This window comes from uncultured Tessaracoccus sp. (assembly GCF_947286155.1).
In the GTDB taxonomy this organism is placed as follows: domain Bacteria; phylum Actinomycetota; class Actinomycetes; order Propionibacteriales; family Propionibacteriaceae; genus Arachnia.
Window position 1 is genome coordinate 1 of sequence record NZ_CAMYPD010000021.1, and the last position, 21,231, is coordinate 21,231.

Sequence of the window (21,231 nt, forward strand, 5' to 3'; positions counted from 1 at the left end):
CGACACCCCGTATGCCTACCCCAACGACCCCATCAACAAACAAGACACCACCGGCGAATGAGGCTGGCTGCGGAAGGTCGGCAAGGTACTGTGGAAGTACAAATGGGATATCGCCCTCACCGCGGCTGGATTCATACCGGTGCTCGGAACGGCATCTTGGTTGATTCGAGGCGGCCGTATAGTCCGGGGCCTATCTAAAGCGGTAAGAGCTGCAAAAATTGCCAACAGTTCGGGTAAGGTGAAGTACGCTAAATATCTATCCCGTATATTGAATAGGGGAAAGGATCGGGTAAATATACGTAGCAAGAAAGGAATTACTCATTATGACTTGCATGGGCGATCGCACAATTCAGTCAAGACGCCACATCAGTATCTCCATCGCTACGGCCGTCCCCCGTTTATGGGAAAGAAGGATCCGGTGAAGAGTAGCAACTGGAGAGATCTGACCCGGGTTCACTATCACCTCATAAGGAGCAGGCGGTGATCCACGGAATCTCGTGTTATGAGCAAGGCTTTGGGGATTGGGACGTCTCGCACGTCGAGCATGAAGTCTGTGCGCTAGGCCAGATAGTTGATTTGAAGTCCGACTTCTATGTGAAGAGGGTTGTTGTTGAAGATGACGCTCTGTTCATGGACATGGTTGGATTTCCTGGGGGTAGTTGTTCCCCGAATTGTCAGCGATCGAGTGGTATCTTTATTCGGATGGTCTGGGAAAAGTGCTCGGAAATAGTTTTAGGGCAGACAGGAAAGATTTTATTTGATGAAAATGACGGCCACTACGGTATGCTGGGAATCCGTCTTGTGGGCCGCTCAAGTGAAGGGTTGCTAACCTTTATTGTTGACGGAGATTGGTTCGAAATTCATATCCAGTGTCATAAGTTTTCAGTCGTGCCGAAGGTGTACCAGGAGCCTTGAACGTGTGGCCAACGTCCGCCAGCGGTCGTCGAGTAGTCGTGGATCTTGACTTTCTTGGGCGCCACGTGGGTGGTAGCGAAGCCTGCGACGTCTGTCCCCGCGGTGCCATCAACGAACAAAATTCCACAGGCCCAGCATGGTGGAGGATGGCTGCGAGTGGCCTTGCGAGGAATGCCCAAGGGCTTGGGAATAGCGATTGGGTAGAAAAGAGGCTAGAAGACAGGTGGGGAAAGGGTTGCAGTGGCGCTTGTACTAAGAGTTCGGGCTCTCGGCCTGCGGCTACGAGGTGAGCGGTTTGAGGCCTGGTTGTATGTGAGTCCTACATTCGTTCGCCGCGCGCTCTATGATACTTGCAGAGCAAGGAGGTGATCCTGTTGCATGTCTTGAAACAATTCTTCCGGGGGAAGGGGCGAACTCTGCCACATGGCAGAGTAAAAGTTGTAGGTTTACCCGCTGCAGGAGTCGCAGTAACTCTTCTATATATTCTTGATGAGCCCCCCAGGATGCTATTTGATATGCTTTTTGTGAGTTTCTCCTTGATGCTGTGTGTGATTCTTCTGTGCCGAGGGCTTCGTGCTGGCGTAGTTGTGGAGAAAGCGAACTGCACGTTGGTGTATAGAGGTCTCTTGGTGACACGCCGGTATCATGCGGATGATATCGCTGAGTTTGGAATGCTTGATATGCGATGGGCTCGCTGGGACGGAGCCGTTATTATGGTCAGAAAATGGGGTGGGCGCCCTCATGTATGGTGGAGCCTGGGGGATGGTTTTGAGGAAGATAACTCTCGCTTCTTGGAGTCCCTTTCCCGAGAGCTCGAAGGCTGTGGCTCTGGTATGGGCTGGGAGATCTATGAGAGCAGGCTATAGCGCCTCTTCAAAGCTATAGAGTGGGTGAAGGGTAGAAGTCGGCCGGCGTCGAGCAGGGGGTTTGTGGCGCCTAAGAGTGTGTATTGAGGGCTGTTGATCGTCTGAGCGCCACTGCAGTGTCCAGTCCAGCGTGTACGGTTCGTCGAGCCCGGCCGGATCCCTTGTCGTCCGCGTCGAGGTGCGCTTCCATAGCGCCAGACCCTGTGGTTCTTCACTTGCATAGATGCCGTGAGCTGTCTGGGTGCACATCTTCCGAGTAAGGGAATCCTCACTTGAGTCTGGGCGCATAATTGGCAAGGATAGTGTTTGTAATTTCGCAGGAGGAGGTGTGATGGACGCGCCCACGAGGGAAAGAGTTGTGCACCTGATCTTGCACAACGGGCCGCAGACTGCGAAGCAGCTGGCGGAAGCACTGTCGCTCACTCCTGCCGCAGTGCGACGCCACCTCGCCGTGTTGTTGGAAGACGGCACCCTCACGTCGAGAGAAGAGCGGGTCTACGGTCCGCGCGGGCGGGGGCGTCCGTCGCAGGTATTTGTGCTCACCGACGCAGGCCGAGCCGAATTCCAGCACGAGTACGACAAGCTCGCGCTCATGGCCCTCCGCAGGCTTGGCGCTACCGAGATCGAGGGCCTCGCGCAGGAACGCGTCGCGGTGATTGAGCAGCGGTTCAGTGCGTCGCGCGAGGCGCAGCCAGAGCGCCCCGCCGTCGACCTCCTCGTCGAAGCGCTCGCAGCCGAGAACTACGCTGCCGGTCTGCGCCCGGTCCGTTCCGGTGACCAGATCGTGCAGTTCCACTGCCCGGTGGCTGAAGTTGCCGCCGAGTACCCCATATTGTGCGAAATCGAGACAGAACTGTTCGGCAGGCTGCTCGAATCCCACGTCCAGCGCCTCGCCACCATCGCCCACGGCGACGGGGTGTGCACCACGCACGTCCCCGCACCTATTCCCACCCCCATCCCCAAGAGAAAGTGAACCCATGACCCAGACCGCACCTCAGCAGGCGCCGGGCACCGGTGCCACGCAGGACGAGCACCTGGCGGCGCTCGGCAAATACCAGTGGGGTTGGCATGACTCCGACGAGGCAGGCGCCGCCGCGCAGCGCGGCCTGAACGAAGCCGTCGTCAACAACATCTCCGACATGAAGGACGAGCCGCAGTGGATGCGCGACTTCCGTCTGAAGTCGCTCAAGCTGTTCGACAAGAAGCCCATGCCCAAGTGGGGAGCAGACCTCTCCGGCATCGACTTCGACAACATCAAGTACTTCGTGCGTTCGACGGAGAAGCAGGCCCAGACGTGGGATGACCTTCCGGAAGACATCAAGGAGACCTACGACAAGCTCGGCATTCCGGAAGCGGAGAAGGCGCGCCTCGTCGCAGGCGTGGCGGCGCAGTACGAATCCGAGGTGGTCTACCACAAGATCAACGAGGAACTGGAGCGCCAGGGCGTCATCTTCCTCGACACCGACACCGCGCTCAAGGAGCACGAGGAGCTCTTCAAGGAGTACTTCGGCACCGTCATTCCGGCAGGCGACAACAAGTTCGCGTCGCTGAACTCGGCGGTGTGGTCGGGTGGTTCCTTCATCTACGTGCCGAAGGGCGTGCACGTCACCATCCCGCTGCAGGCCTACTTCCGCATCAACACGGAGAACATGGGCCAGTTCGAGCGCACGCTCATCATCGTCGACGAGGACGCCTACGTCCACTACGTCGAGGGCTGCACCGCACCGATCTACAAGTCGGATTCCCTGCACTCCGCCGTCGTCGAAATCGTGGTGAAGAAGGGCGCCCGCTGCCGCTACACGACCATCCAGAACTGGTCGAACAACGTCTACAACCTCGTTACCAAGCGCGCCACCTGTGAGGAAGGCGCGACGATGGAATGGATCGACGGCAACATCGGCTCCAAGGTCACCATGAAGTACCCGGCCGTCTACCTCATGGGCCCCCACGCCAAGGGCGAGACGCTCTCCATCGCGTTCGCCGGCGAGGGCCAGTACCAAGACACGGGCTCCAAGATGGTGCACTGCGCGCCCCACACGTCGAGCTCCATCGTGTCGAAGTCGGTTGCCCGCAGCGGCGGTCGTGCAGCGTACCGGGGCCTCGTGCAGGTGCAGCCGGGCGCGACGCACTCGTCGTCGGGCGTGATGTGCGACGCGCTGCTCGTCGACACCATCTCCCGCTCGGACACCTACCCCTACGTGGATATCCGCGAGGAAGACGTGTCGATGGCGCACGAAGCCACCGTCTCGAAGGTGTCGGAAGACCAGCTCTTCTACTTGATGAGCCGCGGTATGACCGAGCTGGAGGCCACCGCCATGATCGTGCGCGGCTTCGTCGAGCCCATCGCCCGCGAACTCCCCATGGAGTACGCGCTCGAACTGAACCGACTCATTGAACTGCAGATGGAAGGCGCGGTCGGCTGACCGCACCCATCCTCCAATCGGCGCAACGTAAGGAACAACATTGACCATGACGAAGCCCAACGTGGCTGGCGCGCTCGAGCGCGTCGAATCCCATCTGCACCCCATCCCTTCGTGGAATCTCGACGATCACCCGCAGCCCACCGGACGCGAGGAGATCTGGCGATTCTCACCCATGCGACGCATCAAGGCGCTGCTCGACGAGCAAGCCGAAGCGGCCACGCTGGAGTGGGAATCCGACGTTCCCGAAGGCGTCACCATCACCGAGCTCACCGCGGACGAGGCCCGCAACCTGGCTGCTGAGGCACCCGTCGACCGGGTTGCCGCCATCGCAGCCGAGAAGGCCGTTCGCCGCACGCTGATTGAGGTGGCGGAGAACGCGCAGCTCTCCCAGCGTGTCACCATCACGTGCCGCGGCGACGGCTCGCAGGCGCGCGAGCACGTCGTCGTGAAGGTGGGGGCCAACGCGCAGGCCACCATCGTGCTGCGCTTCGTTGGCAACGGAACCTTCGCCGAGAAGTCCGACTTCATCATCGGTGCCGGCGCGAACGTGAACATCGTGACGGTCCAGGACTGGAGCGAAGGGGCTGTGCACGGCGGTCAGCGTTCGGTGCTCGTCGGGCGCGACGCGCACGTGAAGACGATGAGCGCATCACTTGGCGGCGACGTCGTACGCCTGCAGGAGAACATGCGCTTCGACGGGCCTGGCGGCGGGATCGAGAGCTACGGGCTGTACTTCGTCGACGGCGGGCAGCACGTCCAGCACCGCCTGTTCGTGGATCACAACGAGCCGCGCACCAAGTCGAACGTCGACTATCGCGGTGCGCTGCAGGGCGAGGGCGCGAACTCGGTGTGGATCGGCGACGTCCTCATCCGCAAGGCCGCCGAGGGCATCGAAACCTACGAATCCAACAAGAACCTGCTGCTCACGGAAGGGTGCCAGGCGGATTCGGTGCCGAACCTGGAGATCGAGACCGGCGAGATCGAAGGCGCCGGGCACTCGTCCACCACGGGACGGTTCGACGACCTCCAGCTGTTCTACCTGATGAGCCGCGGCATTCCGGAGCGCGAGGCGCGTCGACTCATCGTGCACGGCTTCTTCTACGACATCATCCGCCGCTTCGGTGTGCCGGACATCGAAGAGCTCATGCTGGCGCGCGTCGAGCAAGAGCTCGAAGCCGTCGAAGGAGCCACAGCGTGAGCTGGGTCACCGTCGCAACCGCAGATGAGCTCTCCGACGACGTGCCGCTCGCCGTCGAGGTAGAGGCTGACGACGGGCCGCTCGAGCTGGCCATTGTCAGCCACGACGGCAAGCTGTACGCCCTCGAAAACGAGTGCACGCACGGCAAAGTGGCGCTTTCCGACGGCGACGTGGTGGGCTGCACCATCGAGTGCTACCTCCACGGCGGCGCCTTCGACCTCGCCACTGGTGAAGCCATCCAGCTGCCCGCCACCGAGCCGGTGCGCGTCTTCCCCGTCCGGCAGGAGGGCAGCGACGTGCAAGTCGATCCCTCCCAACCCATCACCGACTTCCAGTAGAACCCACAGGAGCACCTGTTATGTCCACTCTCGTTATCTCTGATCTGCACGCCAACGTCCTCACCGAGGAAGGCCCGAAGGAAATCCTGAAGGGCGTGAACCTCACCATCAATCCCGGTGAAATCCACGCGATCATGGGCCCCAACGGCTCCGGCAAGTCCACGCTGGCCTACGCCATCGCAGGCCACCCGAAGTACGAAATCACCTCCGGCTCCGTCACCCTCGACGGCGTGGAGCTGAGCGAGCTCTCCGTCGACGAGCGCGCCAAGGCCGGCCTCTACCTGGCCATGCAGTACCCCGTCGAGGTGCCTGGCGTGTCCGTCTCGAACTTCCTGCGCACCGCGAAGACCGCACTCGACGGCGAAGCGCCGAAGGTGCGCACCTGGGTGAAGGACGTCGAGGAAGGGCTCGGACGCCTCAACCTGGACAAGTCGTTCGCGGCACGCTCCGTCAACGAGGGCTTCTCCGGCGGTGAGAAAAAGCGCCACGAGATCGCGCAGCTCGAGCTGCTCAACCCGAAGGCCGCCATCCTCGACGAGACCGACTCCGGGCTCGACATCGACGCGCTGAAGGTGGTCTCCGAGGGCGTGAACCGCTACGCCGCATCCGGTGAGAAGCCGGTGCTGCTCATCACGCACTACACCCGCATCCTGCGCTACATCGAGCCCGCCTTCGTGCACGTGTTCGTCGACGGGCATGTCGTCGAGTCCGGCGGCCGCGAGCTCGCCGACAAGCTGGAAGCCGAAGGCTACGAGTCCTACATCAAGCAGGCGGCGCAGGCTTGATGCTGGACATCGAGAAGGTCCGCGCACAGTTCCCCATCCTGCACAAGCAGGTGGGGGACTGGCCGCTCACTTACTTGGATTCGGCGAACACGTCGCAGAAGCCGCAGTGCGTCGTCGATGCGATCGAGGAGCACTACCTGCAGCACAACGCCAACGTGGCGCGCGCCATGCACGTGCTGGGGGCGGAAGCCACCGAGGCCTACGAAGGTGCGCGGGCGAAGATTGCACGGTTCATTGGTGCTGCCCGGCCCGAAGAGGTGGTCTTCACCAAGAACGCATCCGAGGCACTGAACTTGGCCGCCAACAGCTTGGGCGCGTCGCTGCAGCCCGGCGACGAGGTGGTCACGTCGGTGATGGAACACCACTCCAACATCGTGCCGTGGCAGCTCCTGTGCGAGCGCACGGGCGCGACGCTGCGCTGGTTCGATGTCACCGATGACGGGCGCCTCGACGTTGAGAAGGCCAAGGCGGAAGGGCTCATCAACGAGCGCACCAAGATCGTGACGCTTACTTGGGTGTCCAACGTGCTGGGCACGCGCAATCCCGTCGCTGAGGTCGCGCAGCTGGCGCATGCCGTCGACGCGACGATGGTGGTGGACGCATCGCAGGCTGTGCCGCATCAGCCGACGGACGTGGCGCAGCTGGGCGCTGACCTCGTCGCGTTCACTGGCCACAAGATGTGCGGGCCTACCGGCATCGGTGTGCTGTGGGGTCGCCATGATCTGCTCGAAACGCTGCCGCCGTTCCTGGGCGGTGGCGAGATGATCGAGGTCGTGGAGATGGAGCGCTCCACGTACGCGGCCCCGCCGTACCGCTTCGAGGCCGGCACGCCGCCCATCGTGCAGGCCGTGGGGCTCGCCGCGGCTATCGACTTCCTCGAAAGCATCGGCATGGAAGCGATCGAAGCGCATGAGCATGAGATCACCGAGTACGCGCTGGCGAAGCTCACGGCGATCGACGGCTTCACGCTACTGGGGCCCGCCGAGGCGGTGGATCGCGGCTCGGCCATCTCGTTCAACATCGACGGGGTACACCCGCACGACGTGATGCAGCTGCTCGACAGCCGCGGGGTAGCCATCCGGGGTGGGCACCACTGTGCGCGCCCGCTGCACAAGCGGCTGGGTTTCCAGTCGTCGACGCGCGCGAGCGCCTACCTGTACACCACCAAGGAAGAGATCGACACGCTGGCCGACGCGCTCGTCTACACCCGCGACTACTTCGCGCCCAAGCTTGGAGGTTCACGTGAACGTTGATGAGCTGTACCAAACCATCATTTTGGATCACTACCGCGAGAAGCATCACTCGGGGCTCCGCGACCCGCACGACGTCGAAGTGCACCACGTGAACCCGTCGTGTGGCGACGAGCTCACCTTGCGGGTGCATCTCGACGGCGACACCGTCGACGACGTTTCGTACTCTGCGGAGGGGTGCTCGATCTCGCAGGCCTCGACGTCGATCATGACCGACCTCCTCATCGGCAACGATGTGCAGCACGCGATGGAGCTGTACGACGAGTTCGTCGAGGTGATGGAATCGAAGGGGGAGCGGGTGCCCGACGAAGACCGATTCGAAGACGCCATCGCATTCGCCGGCGTCGCGAAATTCCCCGCACGAGTCAAATGCGCACTGTTGGGGTGGGCCGCAGTACGCGACGCCATCCTCCAGGCCCAAGCGAAGGAGCAGTGATGACCGAACCTCGCCCAAGCGACCTCGTCAAGGACGAGCTCCCCGACGTGAACCAGCCGCCGGCGAAACCCACGGTGGAAGACATCGAAGAGGCCATGCGTGACGTCGTCGACCCAGAGTTGATGGTGAACATCGTCGACCTGGGGCTCCTGTACGGGGTCACTATCGACGACGAAGCCAACGTCACGCTCGACATGACGCTCACCTCGCCGACGTGCCCGCTGACCGACAAGATCGAGTACGACACGAAGTACGTGCTCGACGGGCTGGCCAACTCGGTGACCATCAACTGGGTGTGGCTGCCGCCATGGACGCTCGAGATGATCAGCGACGACGGCCGCGAGCAGCTGCGCGCCATCGGCTTCAGCATCTGAACCTGCCCAGCTGGCGGGGCACCCGTCGCGAGACACCACACAGTGTGAGATTTGTTGCGCTTTTCCGTAACAGATCTCACACTGTGTTGTTTGTCCGGCCTATACCCGACGTTGCCCGTCGCGCGGCCAAGACGCGTACACTAGCCAACCGTGCTGCGGGCAAACGATGTAGAAGTGCGGGCCGGAGCGAGGCTGTTGCTGTCGCCGGTGTCGTTTCAGATCATTCCCGGCGACCGGATTGGGCTCGTCGGGCGCAACGGCGCAGGCAAAACCACGCTGACGAGAATCCTCGCCGGCGAAGCCCTGCCTGCCGCTGGCAAGGTGATGCGCTCCGGCACGCTCGGCTACCTGCCGCAGGATCCGCGCTCGGGCGACCCGGAACAGATCGCCCGCGACCGCATCCTCGGCGCCCGCGGGCTCGACCACGCGGCCAAGCGGATGCAGGAAGCCGAGGCGGCGATGGCCGACGGTACCGCCAGCGAACGCGAGGCAGCCATGGCAGCGTACGCCAAAGCGGAGAACGCCTTCGTCGCGGCCGGCGGGTACGCCGCGGAATCGGAGGCCGCGCGGATCGCGTCGAACCTCGGCCTGCCCGACCGCGTGCTCACGCAGCCGCTCAAGACGCTGTCTGGTGGTCAGCGCCGACGCATCGAGCTGGCGCGCATTCTTTTCTCCAACGCCGACACCCTGCTGCTCGACGAGCCCACCAACCACCTCGACGCCGACTCCATCCACTGGCTACGCAACTATCTCCAGACCTTCCCGGGTGGGCTGCTGGTGATCAGCCACGACGTCGAACTGCTCGGCGACGTGGTGAACAAGGTGTTCCACCTCGACGCCAACCGCTCGGAGCTGGACATCTACTCGATGGACTGGAAGCGCTACCTCCTGCAGCGCGAGACCGACGAGAAACGTCGCCGTCGGGAGCTCGCCAACGCGGAGCGCAAGGCCAGCCAGCTCATGGCGCAGGCCGACAAAATGCGTGCGAAAGCGACGAAAGCCGTCGCCGCCCAGAACATGGCCAAGCGGGCGGAGAAGCTACTCGCCGGGGTCGAAGGCGAGCGGGCGCAAGACCAGGTGGCGCACATTCGCTTCCCGGACCCGGCCCCGTCGGGCAAGACGCCGCTCATGGGCGAAGGGCTCAGCAAGCACTACGGCTCACTGGAAGTGTTCACCGCCGTCGACCTCGCCGTCGACCGCGGCTCGAAAGTAGTCATCTTGGGCCTCAACGGCGCAGGCAAGACGACGATGCTGCGGCTGCTCGCCGGCATCGAGGAACCCACCGCGGGCGAGGTGCGCTACGGGCACGGCGCCAAACTCGGCTACTACGCGCAGGAGCACGAAACCCTCGACGTCGAGCGCTCGGTGCTCGACAACATGCGCTCCTCGTCGCCCAGCCTGAACGACACCGAGGTGCGCAGCGTGCTCGGCTCATTCCTGTTTTCCGGCGACGACGTCGACAAGCCCGCGAAAGTACTGTCGGGCGGCGAGAAAACCAGATTGGCGCTCGCCATGCTCGTCGTCTCCGCCGCGAACGTGCTGTTGCTTGACGAGCCGACGAACAACCTGGACCCGGCGTCGCGTGCCGAGGTGCTGAACGCCATCCGCACCTACTCCGGTGCCGTCGTGCTCGTCACGCACGACCCCGGCGCAGTCGAGGCGCTCGAGCCCGACCGCGTGCTCGTCCTTCCCGACGGCGTCGAAGACCTCTGGAGCGACGACTACGCCGAACTCATCGACCTGGCCTAGCCACGCTTCCGCCCCGCTATGCGGGAGCGATACCATGAAGCAATGCACCGCCTTCGCAACGCGCTCCTCGGCTCGGCACTGCTGATCGCAGGCGCTGTCGTTCCTGCGCAGGCCTCGGCGCACGTCGTCGAAAACTGCTATGGCGATCTCGTCGCCACTATTCCGCTGGTCGACCGCGACGGCCTCCATGCCACCACGGATTCGGGCGTGCTGCGCGCCGAGGTGTACCACTCCGAGGTGTCCGGGGGCACGACGTGTGTGCTCAGCCTCGGCGGATCCAACTCCATACCCCGCATCGCCATGATCGTGGCCGAAGATGGTGCCGCTGTCATCGACCACGGCGAGTATGAGTACCATGCCGCCGTTGCCGCGACGCGCACGGAAGGCACGTGTGTGCTCATCTACGCGGCGGCTGAAATGCGCGCCTTCGGTCCGGAAGCCCCAGTCTCGTCGGGCGACACCTACATGCTGCCCGCCGACGAACGCAGCGTGTGCGTGTGACGTCGCTCAGCCCGCAGCGTCGAGTCGGCTGATGGTCACCGACCAAGGAGCCATCGTCGCGCCCCGAGCCCCAATGACAGGCGTGGGGTTGCCCGTCGCTCTCGGACGCCGACGCTGCTTCCCGCCCAGGTTGAGCTCAATCAACCAGCTTGATGCATCGTCGCGACGCACGAAACAGAAGACGTCCTTGCGATGGTGCACCACCTCGAGCCGTCCGGTTGCCAGCGCCGAATGCTCCCGACGAAGCTGCAGCAAGGTGCGATACCAGTGCCATACCGATCCGGGGTCGGCCTGCTGCGCCTCCGCCGAGAACCCCGGTTCCCGCTCTATCCCCGGCAACCACGCCTGGCTGTCGTCCTGGTCTTCCGTCCAGCGCATCGGCGTGCGGGCGTGGTCTCGTGAACCCGCGATGATCTGTGCCCACGCCTCAGCATCGCTGAGCCCCTCGCCCTTGAGCGCCGCGTAACGGTTCGTCGATTCCACATCCCGCAAATCTGACGGTCCGGTGAACGGCTCGTTGACCGTGCCGAGCTCCTGGCCCTGGAAGATAAACGGCGTACCCCGCATGGTGAGCTGCATCGCCGCGATGAGCTTCGCCACACGCTGTCGTAGTGCGGGGTCGTGTGCTGCGTCGGGGCAGACCTTGCTGACCATGCGCGGGTTGTCGTGATTCTCGACGAAGAGCGCCACCCAGTCGCCCTCCCCGAGCTGCGCGTTGTAGTGGCTCCAGAACCGTGCCAGGTAGTTGAGGTCGTAGGTGTAGGAGTCCCACCGCAGGCGCCCTGGATTCTCCAGCCCGTCGAAGTTGAAGACGAGATCCATCTCTTGGCGCGACCAGCTGCTGAGCAGACGTCCAGTCTGAATACCGATGCCTGGGGTTTCGCCGATCATGACGGCGGTGGATCCGTCGGGGCGCGTGAAGCCCTCGCGACGCAGCTCGGCGAGGTATTCGTCGAGGCGCGGGCCGTAGAAGTAGTGCTCGATGCCGGTAAAATCGAGCAGCTCCCCGACGAGGGGGTGTCCGTCGGTGAGCTCAGCGGGTTTCGAGATGTAGTTGATGACGTCCATGCGGAAGCCGTCGACGCCGCGGTCGAGCCACCAGCGCACGAGCTCAGCCACTTCTCGGCGCACGTCAGGGTTGTCCCAGTTGAGATCTGGTTGGTGCTCGTCGAAGAGGTGGAGCACCCAGTAGCCCTGCTCCGGCAGCCATCGCCACGCCGAGCCGGAGAAGAACGACTGCCAGTTCGTCGGTGGTGTATCGGGGGATCCTTCGACGAAGAAGTAGTAGTCACCGTACTTCCCCTTCGGATCGGCGAGGGCCTGCTGGAACCAGGCATGCTCGGAACTGGTGTGGTTGACGACGAGATCAAGGATGATGCGCATGCCGCGCGCGTGGCATTGCGCGATGAGTTCGTCGACCTCATCGAGGGTGCCCATCTCGTCCATGATCGCGCGGTAGTCGCTGATGTCGTAGCCCATGTCGCGATTGGGGGAGGCGAAAATTGGGGAGAGCCACAGGCAGTCGACTCCGAGGTCTTGGAGGTAGCCGAGCCTGTCGATGATGCCCCGGATGTCGCCGATGCCGTCGCCGTCCGAGTCGCAGAAGCTGCGGGGGTAAATCTGGTAGAACACGGCGCTGCGCCACCACGGGTGCTCGTCGGGGCCATCATGCGTCAGGGTGCCGTCGATGGAGTTGCACACGTCGATGAACTGGTCGACGAGTCCCTTGCCGCCGGCGAGCCCCGCGAGGCGGTCGATCGTGCTCACCCGGAGCGGCCCGAGCACACCAGGCAACCACGTCGGAGCCCCGGTGTAGAGGGTGAGCTTGTCCGCTATGTCGCTGGCCAGAGGGTGGCGCAGAAAGTCGCGGAGTTTGGTCTTCCTGGTGAATGGGGCACCGCTCATGGTGTCAGTCTATGCATCCGCTGATTGTTCGCGCTCGCGAAGCTCGTCGACGATGCCTTGGTAGGTGGCCTCGTCAAGGCGATACTTGGCGCGCAATACCGCCCAGCTCACCACCACCAGTACCGCGGGGAGGCCGAACATGGCCATGCGCACCACCGTCTTCCCCGACTCGTCGATACCGGAAGCTCCGAGAGCACCGGCATCCGCGATTCCGCTGAGCATCACCGTGATGCCGACGACCGCCGTCGCCAACGCGTTTGAGAACTTGTAGATGAACGGCTGGAGGGCGAAGGTGACCGCTTCGTTGCGCCGCTTGAACTTCCACTGCCCGTACTCGGCACTGTCTGCGATGAACATCACCATGAGCAACTGAATCGGCGCCTGCCCCGCAAAGAGGAGTACCCCGGCTACTCCAACGCCCAGCAGCGAGGTGCCCGTCGAGAGGAATACGACGTACCCCACGGCCATGATGATCGTCGCGCCCAGATGGATCGTAAAGCGTCGAAAATAGCGTGCGACAACGGGAAACAGTAGCAACGCCACGATTTGCGTGACGCCTAGGAGCGCGGCGAACACCGAGTATGTGTTCTCGTCGCCAAACACGTACTTGAAGTAGTACAGCGCCAGCGCCGTCGTGGTGGTGTAGCCGGTCATGAACAGCACCATTCCTAAGGTGGTCCACATCAGCTGATCGTTGCTCGCGACGGCCTGCCACAGGCCGCGCAGCGTCGTTGCTTCGTTGCGAGTGTGCACCTGCTCTTTGGAGAAGCAGATCGGCAGCAGCTGGAACACCACCATGATGCCCGCGAGGATCACGGCGAACCAGAACCACGCCTGGCTCGGCCCGCCCACCGCCCGTTCCATTGCCTTCGTGATGGGCACAATCCCGACGACCACAGCGAACAGGCCGATATTCGCGCACACGCGCGCCACCATGCCGATGCGCTCTCGCTGCTTCTGGTCTCTGGTGAGCGAGGGGAGCATGCCCCAATAGGAGATGTCGTTGATGGTGTACGCGATCTCGAAGGCGACGTACACCAGCGTGAACACGACGACGAACCGCCAGCCGTCTAGCCCGAAATAGGTGAACATGAGGATGCTCGTGACAGCCCAGCATGCGGTGCCGATCGCCATCCACGGCTTGAACTTCCCCCAGCGGGTGTGGGTGTTGTCGACGATCCAGCCCATGAAGGGGTCGTTCATCGCGTCAAAGACGCGCATGAACACCATCACGCCGGTGACGACGACCAGCGTCTGGCCACCGATGCCCAGCACATCGGTGAGATAGAACATGAGGAACATGCTCACCATGCCGGCAACCATGTCGCGACCGAGCGTGCCCAATCCGTAGGTGAGAGCTGCCACCGTCTCAGCGTAGTGCTCGCGCCTTGGGCGCGGACGAGCAACCGGACAAATGGTGGCCCGGGACGCCTACTGGTAGCTGCCGACGACGACGCTCACGTCGACGGTGGTGGAGCAGGCGGCCGCCACCTGGCGTTGGTGGAATGCATTCGGTCCCATTCCGACGAGGTCTGTCGCGGCTTCGGCGTCGAGATCGAGCGGGAAGCGCAGGCGGGTGGTCGTCGCATCGGCCAACGACGCGGTGAGGCGCTCGGCCTTGTCGCCGTCGATGCCGAGGAGGCCCTCCGCCGCGCGCAGTTCAGCCAGGTGGCCCTCGTTGGGCACGACGATGCACACTCGCCCGCCTGGGTTGAGCACCCGCTGGAACTCCGACATGTTGCGCGGGGCGAAGACGCACAGCACCGCATCGACGCACGCGTCCCGCAGCGGCAGACCCGCCCACGTGTCGGCGACGACGGCCGCGACGCGGGCATCCACCTTGGCCGCCCGCCGACACGCTGGCACTGAGATATCGGTGGCGAGCCCCGTCGCACCCGCGCGCAGCGCGTGCGCCAGGTAGTAGCCGGGCCCGGCTCCCACCTCCACCACCGAATCGGCGCCTGACAAGGCCTCGCGCACCGCATCCGCGATGGGGGAGTACCAGCCGGCGTGCAGGAAGCGCTGGCGAGCGGACACCATCTCCGCAGAGTCAGCGTGCTGGGGAGCGCCATGGCCGAGCAGGTTGACGTAGCCCTGCTTCGCGACGTCGAAGGTGTGGCCGTGATCGCAGCGCAGGGAGCGCTCGTCGAGGGCCATGGAACCTGCGCACACGGGGCATCGTAGCCACGGCGCCACCGTTGCCAATGCCGTCATTGCTGCTCCGCCGCGTCGGCCTTCGCGGCACGCTGCGCCTTCTTGCGTTGGGCCTTGCGGTAGTCGCGGATGTCGGCGCGGATCAGCACAATCACGCCAATACCTGCGATCACCGCGAATGAAAACCACTGCCACGCGTAGCCCTGGTGCGGGCCCTCGTCGAGGCTGGGTAGCGCGATGGGCTGCAGCGACGTGGCGTCGGCCGGGCTGGACTCGAACGCGGCCACGTAGCCGTTGACGAGCTCGACGCCGAGCGACTCGCCAATCTTGTCCGAGTTGATGAGCCGCACCTTGTACTCGTGTGGCACCACGGCCTCGTCCTTGCCGCGCTCATTGCGCTGCACGTAGCCCGTGACGGTGACTTCTCCGTCGGGCGGTGGCGGAGGCTCCGGGTCGGGCTGGCCGTTGGGGCGAGGAATGAACCCGCGGTCGATGAGCACCGTGCGCCCGTCGGTGGCGCGCATGGGGGAGACCACCTCGGTGCCCGGGCCGTCTTGGTTGCGGTAGCGCACCTGGAACGTCTCGCCGGTGTACTGGCCGGTGACGGTCACGACGTGCCACTCGTCGTCGTCGGTCATCACCCGGTTCATGTGTTGCTCGTACGGCACAGGTTGCTCGTGTGAATGCTCGATGACGCGCGCGTTGCTCGCTCGGCGTTCGTCCAGGCGTCGCAGCTGCCACTCGCCCAGCTGCACGAAGGTATAGGCCAGCGCTGCGATGAGTACGACGAGCGCAACCCAACGCACAATCATCTTCTTTTTCATTCCGGCTCCACCTCCCCGGGAATCACCTCGGCTGCCGGTAGGGCTAGCGGGTCGTCGGTGTCGTCGTCGGAAGCGTAGTGGGTTGCGCGGTGATCTTCCCCATTGGCCAGCACGACGGCAAACGCGGGGATGACAGCCGCGCCCGCTAGCGCCACGATCTTCCACCATCCAGGAACGACGAGGAACAGCAGGAAGCACGCCGTGCGGACGATCATGGTAATGGTGTACCGCTTTTGGCGTTCCTCCACGTCGAGCGAGTGACCACGCGGAGCGATGGGAGCATGGTGGGTTCCCTCGTCGCTTCTGGCCATGCGAGCCAGCCTACTCCAGCATGAGCGAGGAAATGCTGTGGGAATTACACAGTCCGGTGCGCGCCTGGCTCCGGTAGGTTGCAGTCCATGACTGATCGAGTGGTACTTGTCACCGGCGGATCCAAAGGGATCGGCCGCGCCATGGCCGAGACATTCCGCGACGCCGGCTACCGCGTCGCGGCCACCTACCGCAGCGGGGAGGTGCCCGACGGAGTGCTCGGCGTGCAGTGCGACATCACTAGCCAGAGCTCTGTCGATGAGGCGTTCGAGCAGGTGGAACGTGAACTCGGGCCGGTGGAGGTGCTCGTCGCCAACGCAGGCATCACGAAGGACACGCTGCTCATGCGCATGTCCGACGACGACTGGCAGCAGGTGCTCGACACCAACCTCACCGGCACGTTCCGCGTCGTCAGGCGGGCAGCGCGCCCGATGATGCGCGCTCGCTTCGGTCGGATGATCCTCATCTCGTCCGTGGTCGGCCTCATGGGCAACCCTGGCCAGGTGAACTACGCGTCCTCGAAGGCGGCCCTCGTCGGCATGGCGCGGAGCGTCACCCGTGAGCTCGGCGCCCGCGGGGTCACCTGCAACGTGATCGCGCCCGGATTCATCGACACCGACATGACGAAGGCCCTCGACGCCGACGTCATCAAAGGCTACGAGCAGCGCATCCCCGCTGGCCGACTGGGCAGCGTCGACGACGTCGCCGCCGCCGCGCTGTTCCTCGCGGGCGATGCGGCCGGCTACACCACTGGCGCCGTCATCCCCGTGGATGGCGGGCTAGGCATGGGGCACTGAGAGATAAGGACGAACACATGGGCATCCTCGAAGGCAAGAACATTCTCGTCACGGGCGTGACGATCGACACATCGATTGCGTACGTCGTCGCCGACATCGCGCAGCAAGAAGGCGCCAACGTCGTCATCTCCGGAGCAGGGCGCGCGCTGCGGCTCGCCAACCGCGTCGCAAAGCGGCTCGACCCGACACCGCCGGTGATTGAGCTCGACGTCACCGTCGACGAGCACCTCACCGGACTGCCCGCGGCACTCGAACCGCACTTCGGTGAGCGCCTCGATGGCGTCGTGCACTCCATCGCCTTCGCCAACCCAAAGACCGCGCTCGGCGGGCGATTCCTCGATACTGAGTGGGCCGACGTCGCACAGGCGCTGCAGATTTCCGCGTACTCGTTGAAGTCCCTCGCCATGGCGGCCAAGCCGATGATGGCAGACGGAGGCTCCATCGTCGGGCTCACCTTCGACGCGCAAGTCACGTGGCCGGCCTACGACTGGATGGGTGTGGCGAAGTCGGCGCTGGAGTCGACGTCGCGTTACCTCGCCCGCTACCTCGGACCCGACGGCATCCGCTCCAACATTGTGGCAGCCGGCCCCATCGACACCCTCGCGAAGCAGGCCATTCCCGGCGCGAGCGAGTTCAACGACATCTGGGGCACACGCGCCCCGCTGGGTTGGGACGCCAAGGACGCCCGCCCGGCGGCGAAAGCCGTCGTCGCGCTGCTGTCCGACTGGTTCCCCGCCACGACGGGGGAGATGGTGCATGTCGACGGCGGTCTCCACTCGACGGGGGCTTGAGCGCAGCTAGGCGGCTCGCGGTTGGATCGCCCGCCGACGAAGCCCGCGGCAGGTAGGCTTGGGAACATGGCAACAGCGGTAGCGGAATTGGCGGGCGTCACGGTTCGACGTGGGCAGGCGGTGCTGCTGGACAACATCGACCTGCGCATCGACGAAGACCAGCGCTGGGTGGTGATCGGCCCCAACGGCGCCGGCAAAACCACGATGCTGCAGCTCCTCGCCGCGCAGCTGTACCCGAGCGACGGCGTCGTCGGTGTGCTCGGCGAAGTGATTGGCGCCGTCGACGTGTTCGAGCTGCGTCCCCGCATCGGCCTCACCTCGTCGGCGCTAGCCGAACGCATCCCGGCGCACGAGAAAGTGCGCGACCTCGTCGTCTCCGCGGCCTACGCTGTCGTCGGACGGTGGAACGAAGACTATGACGAGTGGGATTTCGCCCGCGCCGATCAGCTGCTCGACGAGTTCCGCATCGCGCAGTTCGCCGACCGCACGTTCGGCACGCTGTCATCCGGCGAGCAAAAGCGCGTGCAGGTGGCGCGCGCCCTCATGACCGACCCCGAGTTACTCCTCCTCGACGAACCCGCCGCCGGCCTCGACATCGCCGGCCGCGAGGCACTCGTCGCCACACTGGGTGACCTCTTCTCGAACTCGTTCTCGCCCGCCTCGGTATTGGTGACGCACTACGTCGAGGAAATCCCGGCCGGTATCACGCACTGCATGCTGATGAACCACGGGCGCATCGTCGCCTCAGGTCCTCTGCACGACACCTTGACCTCCTCCAACCTCAGTGACGCATTCGACACCGCACTGCGTGTGAACTACATCGACGGCCGGTGGGCCGCGCGAGGAGCGTGACCAGTGGGTTGGCTCGTCGAGTGGTTCCGTGACAACGGCTGGATCGGCTGGGGGCTCATGGCTATCGCCCTTGCCGCAGCCGAGCTCCTCACCCTGGATCTCACACTCCTCATGCTCGCCGTGGGCGCCCTGGCCGCGGGGGCGACGTGGCTCGTCGCGCCCGGTTTGGTGTGGCTGCAGGCGCTCGTGGGTATCGCGGTAGCGGCGTTCACGTTGTGGCTGCTTCGCCCATCGCTGCTCGACCGCGTTCGGAACTCGCCCGGCTACCGCTCGTCGCTCGATCAGCTCGTCGGCGCCACAGGGGTAGCGACGTCCGAGATTACGCCCGGCGGCGGCGAAGTGCGCGTCGACGGGCAGGTGTGGGAAGCCCGCCCGTACGATCCGCAGGTGCGGATTCTCGAAGGACAACACATCGAAGTGTTCGGCATGGACGGCATCACGCTGCTCGTGTACCCATCCTCTTCAGCAACACCGCTCGACGCCGGATTCTAGAAAGGAACGTGACGTGGAATACGTAATCGGTGCTCTCATCGTGCTAGTGATTTTGCTGCTAGCGATGAGTCTGAAAATTATTCGTCAGCAACAGATGGCCATCATCGAGCGCCTGGGCAAGATGCACAAAGTGCTGGGCCCCGGCCCGCACCTGATCCTGCCGTTGTTCGACCGCGTGGCGTACCTGCTCGATATGCGCGAAGAGGTGGTCTCGTTCCCACCGCAGGGCGTCATCACGGAGGACAACCTCATGGTGTCGATCGACTCCGTGATCTACTTCCAGATCGTCGAACCCCGCCGCGCCGCGTACGAGGCGCAGAACTACCGCGCAGCCATCGAACAGCTCACCATGACCACCCTGCGTAACATCATCGGCGGCATGGATCTGGAGGCGACGCTCACCTCCCGCGAGGAGATCAACCAACGGCTGCGTTCGGTGCTCGACGAAGCCACAGGCAAGTGGGGCATCAAGGTCAACCGCGTTGAGCTTCGCTCGATTGAGCCGCCGGCGACGATCCGCGACGCCATGGAGAAGGGTGCTCGCGCGGAGCGCGACAAGCGGGCCCAGATTTTACTCGCCGAGGGCCAGCGTCAGTCGCAGGTGCTGAACGCGGGCGGTGACCGCGAGTCGGCCATTCTGCGCGCCCAAGGTGAGCGGGAAGCGGCGGTGCTGCGGGCGCAAGCCGACCGTCAGTCTGCGATGCTGCGGGCAGAGGGCGAGGCGCAGGCGATCACGACGGTGTTCCAGGCCATCCATGCCGGTCAGCCCGACCAGGCGCTCCTAGCCTATCAGTACATGCAGATGCTGCCGCAGCTCGCGCAAGGCGATTCCAACAAGGTGTGGGTTGTGCCCTCCGAACTCAATGACGCGCTCAAGGGCTTGGGCAACGCGATGGGCGGCGGCAACGGCAACGAGAGCCGCACCTACGTCTCCGAGGGAGCAAAACGCTTCACGCCGCCGGAGAAAATCGACGTCCAGGCCGAGATTGCTGAGCAGACGGAGAAGGACCGCAAGGCCTCGCAGGAGACTGTCCAGCAGGCTATCGACGAGGCCCAATCACTCGACGACCAGGGCGCTGCCAGGCGCAAGGCCACCGGCAAGCAGGCACAGGGGCCGACCACTGAGCAGATCGCAGGGGCGCCGTCGCAGCTGGAGCCCCCGCTGCAGGCGTCGGCGCAGCAACAGGGTCTGGCCCCGCAGACTTCTGTCGCACAGCCGCAGGCCCAGGAGGCTGCGCCTCAGCCCCCGCAACAACACGGGGGGCCCACCGCTTAGTGGGCATCACGGTGCTGGGCGCGGCCGAGGCCCTGCCCTCGAGAGTTGTGCCTTCTGCGGAGATTGAGGATCGCATCCGTCAGGCCTCTGGATTCCGGCTGCCGCAGGGTGTCGTCGAACGGGTTACCGGCATCCGTACCCGACGCATGGTGGCTGAAGGTGAGTACGCCTCGACGCTCGCCGCCCGCGCTGGGCAGACAGCGCTGGAGGCAGCACACGTGGCACCGTCGGAGGTAGACCTGCTGGTGTTCGCATCCGCCTCACGAGACTTCATCGAGCCTGCGACCGCGCACGTCGTCGCGCACGAGCTGGGCATCCGCGCCCATGCCTTCGATGTGACCAACGCCTGCAACTCGTTCATCAACGCGATCGAGATCGCGACGACACTGCTCGCCTCGGGCGCGTACTCGCGGGCACTGGTGGTCACGGGGGAGACCCCGACGCGCTCGATCAGGTGGCAACTGGAATCGCTTCGGCAGTTCATGACGCACTTCGCAGGCTTCACCTTCGGCGACGCTGGTGGGGCCGTGGTGCTGGGCCAAGGGCCGGGCCCAGGCCTCGGGCGGCCGATGGCTGAGACCCGCTCCGAGCACTGGGATGTCGGCGGCATCTTCGGTGGTGGCTCCCGGCATCCATTCGATTTCGACAAGCTCTACTTCACAGGTGCCGGCGCGGAGCTGCGGCTCGCGTTCGAATCTATGGGGCCCGATGTGATCGACGCCCTGCTGCGCCGCGACGGTCGGCACGTGCAGGACTTCCGGCACGTCTTCGTCCACCAGGTGACGGTGCCGTATGCCGAACGATTCTGTGCTGTCGTGGGCGCGCGCCGCGAACAACTCGTGTGGACCGTACCGGAGCTGGGCAACGTCGCCTCCGCGTCGCTGCCCATTCAGCTCTCGCGAGTCTGGGAGGGCATCACGCCCGGCGAGCGCAGCCTGCTCGTTGGGCTGGGTGGTGGTATCTCCATCCAGGTCATGCCGTGGGAGCGTGGCTGAG

The 21,231-nt window shown here is 64.3% G+C and carries 22 protein-coding genes; 17 read left to right on the plus strand and 5 right to left on the minus strand.

The annotated features are described in order from the left end of the window. Positions 1–480 precede the first annotated feature (480 nt). From Q0X68_RS06835 to Q0X68_RS06885, 11 genes are all read left to right on the plus strand, one after another. The gene (locus tag Q0X68_RS06835; RefSeq protein WP_297749401.1) at positions 481–915 is read left to right on the plus strand and encodes a hypothetical protein; all 435 of its coding nucleotides are present in this window, start codon (positions 481–483) and stop codon (positions 913–915) included. A gap of 1,197 nt (positions 916–2,112) precedes the next feature. Next, entirely contained in the window at positions 2,113–2,754 is a 642-nt protein-coding gene (locus Q0X68_RS06840; protein WP_297749404.1) for a metalloregulator ArsR/SmtB family transcription factor, read from the plus strand. 4 nt (positions 2,755–2,758) lie between these two features. Further along, the gene (gene sufB, locus Q0X68_RS06845; RefSeq protein ID WP_297749407.1) at positions 2,759–4,204 is read left to right on the plus strand and encodes a Fe-S cluster assembly protein SufB; all 1,446 of its coding nucleotides are present in this window, start codon (positions 2,759–2,761) and stop codon (positions 4,202–4,204) included. A gap of 46 nt (positions 4,205–4,250) precedes the next feature. Continuing rightward, positions 4,251–5,402, plus strand: coding sequence for a SufD family Fe-S cluster assembly protein (locus Q0X68_RS06850; RefSeq protein WP_297749410.1), 1,152 nt, complete (start codon positions 4,251–4,253; stop codon positions 5,400–5,402). Beyond that, on the plus strand, positions 5,399–5,740 hold the full coding sequence (locus Q0X68_RS06855) for a non-heme iron oxygenase ferredoxin subunit (protein WP_297749413.1): 342 nt from the start codon (positions 5,399–5,401) through the stop codon (positions 5,738–5,740). The genes Q0X68_RS06850 and Q0X68_RS06855 overlap by 4 nt, the downstream gene beginning before the upstream one ends. Positions 5,741–5,760: 20 nt before the next feature. Then, positions 5,761–6,525, plus strand: a complete 765-nt coding sequence (sufC, locus tag Q0X68_RS06860) for a Fe-S cluster assembly ATPase SufC (protein WP_297749417.1) — start codon at positions 5,761–5,763, stop codon at positions 6,523–6,525. After that, entirely contained in the window at positions 6,522–7,778 is a 1,257-nt protein-coding gene (locus Q0X68_RS06865; protein WP_297749420.1) for an aminotransferase class V-fold PLP-dependent enzyme, read from the plus strand. The genes sufC and Q0X68_RS06865 overlap by 4 nt, the downstream gene beginning before the upstream one ends. Further along, positions 7,768–8,211, plus strand: a complete 444-nt coding sequence (gene sufU / locus Q0X68_RS06870; protein WP_297749423.1) for a Fe-S cluster assembly sulfur transfer protein SufU — start codon at positions 7,768–7,770, stop codon at positions 8,209–8,211. The genes Q0X68_RS06865 and sufU overlap by 11 nt, the downstream gene beginning before the upstream one ends. Further along, entirely contained in the window at positions 8,211–8,585 is a 375-nt protein-coding gene (locus tag Q0X68_RS06875; protein ID WP_297749425.1) for a metal-sulfur cluster assembly factor, read from the plus strand. The genes sufU and Q0X68_RS06875 overlap by 1 nt, the downstream gene beginning before the upstream one ends. A gap of 150 nt (positions 8,586–8,735) precedes the next feature. Further along, a complete protein-coding gene (locus Q0X68_RS06880; protein WP_297749428.1) occupies positions 8,736–10,334 on the plus strand; it encodes an ABC-F family ATP-binding cassette domain-containing protein in 1,599 nt (532 codons plus the stop codon). A gap of 42 nt (positions 10,335–10,376) precedes the next feature. Then, entirely contained in the window at positions 10,377–10,835 is a 459-nt protein-coding gene (locus tag Q0X68_RS06885) for a hypothetical protein (protein ID WP_297749431.1), read from the plus strand. A 6-nt stretch (positions 10,836–10,841) separates the two neighbouring features. Here the strand turns inward: Q0X68_RS06885 and Q0X68_RS06890 are convergent, their stop codons facing one another. The 5 genes from Q0X68_RS06890 to Q0X68_RS06910 all read right to left on the minus strand — a co-directional run bounded on the left by Q0X68_RS06890 (position 10,842) and on the right by Q0X68_RS06910 (position 16,029). Beyond that, the gene (locus tag Q0X68_RS06890) at positions 10,842–12,740 is read right to left on the minus strand and encodes an alpha-glucosidase (RefSeq protein WP_297749434.1); all 1,899 of its coding nucleotides are present in this window, start codon (positions 12,738–12,740) and stop codon (positions 10,842–10,844) included. Positions 12,741–12,749: 9 nt separating this feature from the next. Then, a complete protein-coding gene (locus Q0X68_RS06895; RefSeq protein ID WP_297749437.1) occupies positions 12,750–14,105 on the minus strand; it encodes a glycoside-pentoside-hexuronide (GPH):cation symporter in 1,356 nt (451 codons plus the stop codon). A 66-nt stretch (positions 14,106–14,171) separates the two neighbouring features. Further along, a complete protein-coding gene (locus Q0X68_RS06900) occupies positions 14,172–14,954 on the minus strand; it encodes a putative RNA methyltransferase (protein WP_297749440.1) in 783 nt (260 codons plus the stop codon). Continuing rightward, positions 14,951–15,718 (minus strand): SURF1 family protein, encoded by a 768-nt coding sequence (locus Q0X68_RS06905; RefSeq protein ID WP_108871700.1) that lies wholly within the window; start codon positions 15,716–15,718, stop codon positions 14,951–14,953. The genes Q0X68_RS06900 and Q0X68_RS06905 overlap by 4 nt, the downstream gene beginning before the upstream one ends. Further along, the gene (locus Q0X68_RS06910) at positions 15,715–16,029 is read right to left on the minus strand and encodes a DUF3099 domain-containing protein (RefSeq protein ID WP_297749444.1); all 315 of its coding nucleotides are present in this window, start codon (positions 16,027–16,029) and stop codon (positions 15,715–15,717) included. The genes Q0X68_RS06905 and Q0X68_RS06910 overlap by 4 nt, the downstream gene beginning before the upstream one ends. 87 nt (positions 16,030–16,116) lie before the next feature. Here Q0X68_RS06910 and Q0X68_RS06915 point away from each other — a divergent pair, with 87 nt between their 5' ends. The 6 genes from Q0X68_RS06915 to Q0X68_RS06940 all read left to right on the plus strand — a co-directional run bounded on the left by Q0X68_RS06915 (position 16,117) and on the right by Q0X68_RS06940 (position 21,230). Beyond that, on the plus strand, positions 16,117–16,824 hold the full coding sequence (locus Q0X68_RS06915) for a beta-ketoacyl-ACP reductase (RefSeq protein ID WP_297749447.1): 708 nt from the start codon (positions 16,117–16,119) through the stop codon (positions 16,822–16,824). 17 nt (positions 16,825–16,841) lie between these two features. Continuing rightward, a complete protein-coding gene (gene fabI / locus Q0X68_RS06920; protein ID WP_297749450.1) occupies positions 16,842–17,615 on the plus strand; it encodes an enoyl-ACP reductase FabI in 774 nt (257 codons plus the stop codon). A gap of 66 nt (positions 17,616–17,681) precedes the next feature. Then, positions 17,682–18,467: an ABC transporter ATP-binding protein gene (locus tag Q0X68_RS06925; protein WP_297749453.1), complete on the plus strand. Its 786-nt coding sequence runs from the start codon at positions 17,682–17,684 to the stop codon at positions 18,465–18,467. A gap of 57 nt (positions 18,468–18,524) precedes the next feature. After that, positions 18,525–18,959 (plus strand): NfeD family protein, encoded by a 435-nt coding sequence (locus Q0X68_RS06930; protein WP_297749521.1) that lies wholly within the window; start codon positions 18,525–18,527, stop codon positions 18,957–18,959. A gap of 13 nt (positions 18,960–18,972) precedes the next feature. Beyond that, a complete protein-coding gene (locus Q0X68_RS06935) occupies positions 18,973–20,235 on the plus strand; it encodes an SPFH domain-containing protein (protein WP_297749456.1) in 1,263 nt (420 codons plus the stop codon). After that, complete coding sequence (locus Q0X68_RS06940) at positions 20,235–21,230, plus strand: 3-oxoacyl-ACP synthase III family protein (RefSeq protein ID WP_297749459.1); 996 nt, start codon at positions 20,235–20,237, stop codon at positions 21,228–21,230. Before Q0X68_RS06935 ends, Q0X68_RS06940 begins: the two co-directional genes overlap by 1 nt. Position 21,231 lies beyond the last annotated feature (1 nt).

Coding starts and splice junctions, on each gene's coding strand:
- sufC (WP_297749417.1), top strand. CDS start 5,761: ATGTCCACTCTCGTTATCTCTGATCTGCACGCCAACGTCCTCACCGAG.
- Q0X68_RS06885 (WP_297749431.1), top strand. CDS start 10,377: ATGCACCGCCTTCGCAACGCGCTCCTCGGCTCGGCACTGCTGATCGCA.
- Q0X68_RS06900 (WP_297749440.1), bottom strand. CDS start 14,954: ATGACGGCATTGGCAACGGTGGCGCCGTGGCTACGATGCCCCGTGTGC.
- fabI (WP_297749450.1), top strand. CDS start 16,842: ATGGGCATCCTCGAAGGCAAGAACATTCTCGTCACGGGCGTGACGATC.
- Q0X68_RS06890 (WP_297749434.1), bottom strand. CDS start 12,740: ATGAGCGGTGCCCCATTCACCAGGAAGACCAAACTCCGCGACTTTCTG.
- Q0X68_RS06875 (WP_297749425.1), top strand. CDS start 8,211: ATGACCGAACCTCGCCCAAGCGACCTCGTCAAGGACGAGCTCCCCGAC.
- Q0X68_RS06905 (WP_108871700.1), bottom strand. CDS start 15,718: ATGAAAAAGAAGATGATTGTGCGTTGGGTTGCGCTCGTCGTACTCATC.
- Q0X68_RS06850 (WP_297749410.1), top strand. CDS start 4,251: ATGACGAAGCCCAACGTGGCTGGCGCGCTCGAGCGCGTCGAATCCCAT.
- sufB (WP_297749407.1), top strand. CDS start 2,759: ATGACCCAGACCGCACCTCAGCAGGCGCCGGGCACCGGTGCCACGCAG.
- Q0X68_RS06840 (WP_297749404.1), top strand. CDS start 2,113: ATGGACGCGCCCACGAGGGAAAGAGTTGTGCACCTGATCTTGCACAAC.
- Q0X68_RS06930 (WP_297749521.1), top strand. CDS start 18,525: ATGGCTATCGCCCTTGCCGCAGCCGAGCTCCTCACCCTGGATCTCACA.
- Q0X68_RS06910 (WP_297749444.1), bottom strand. CDS start 16,029: ATGGCCAGAAGCGACGAGGGAACCCACCATGCTCCCATCGCTCCGCGT.
- Q0X68_RS06915 (WP_297749447.1), top strand. CDS start 16,117: ATGACTGATCGAGTGGTACTTGTCACCGGCGGATCCAAAGGGATCGGC.
- Q0X68_RS06925 (WP_297749453.1), top strand. CDS start 17,682: ATGGCAACAGCGGTAGCGGAATTGGCGGGCGTCACGGTTCGACGTGGG.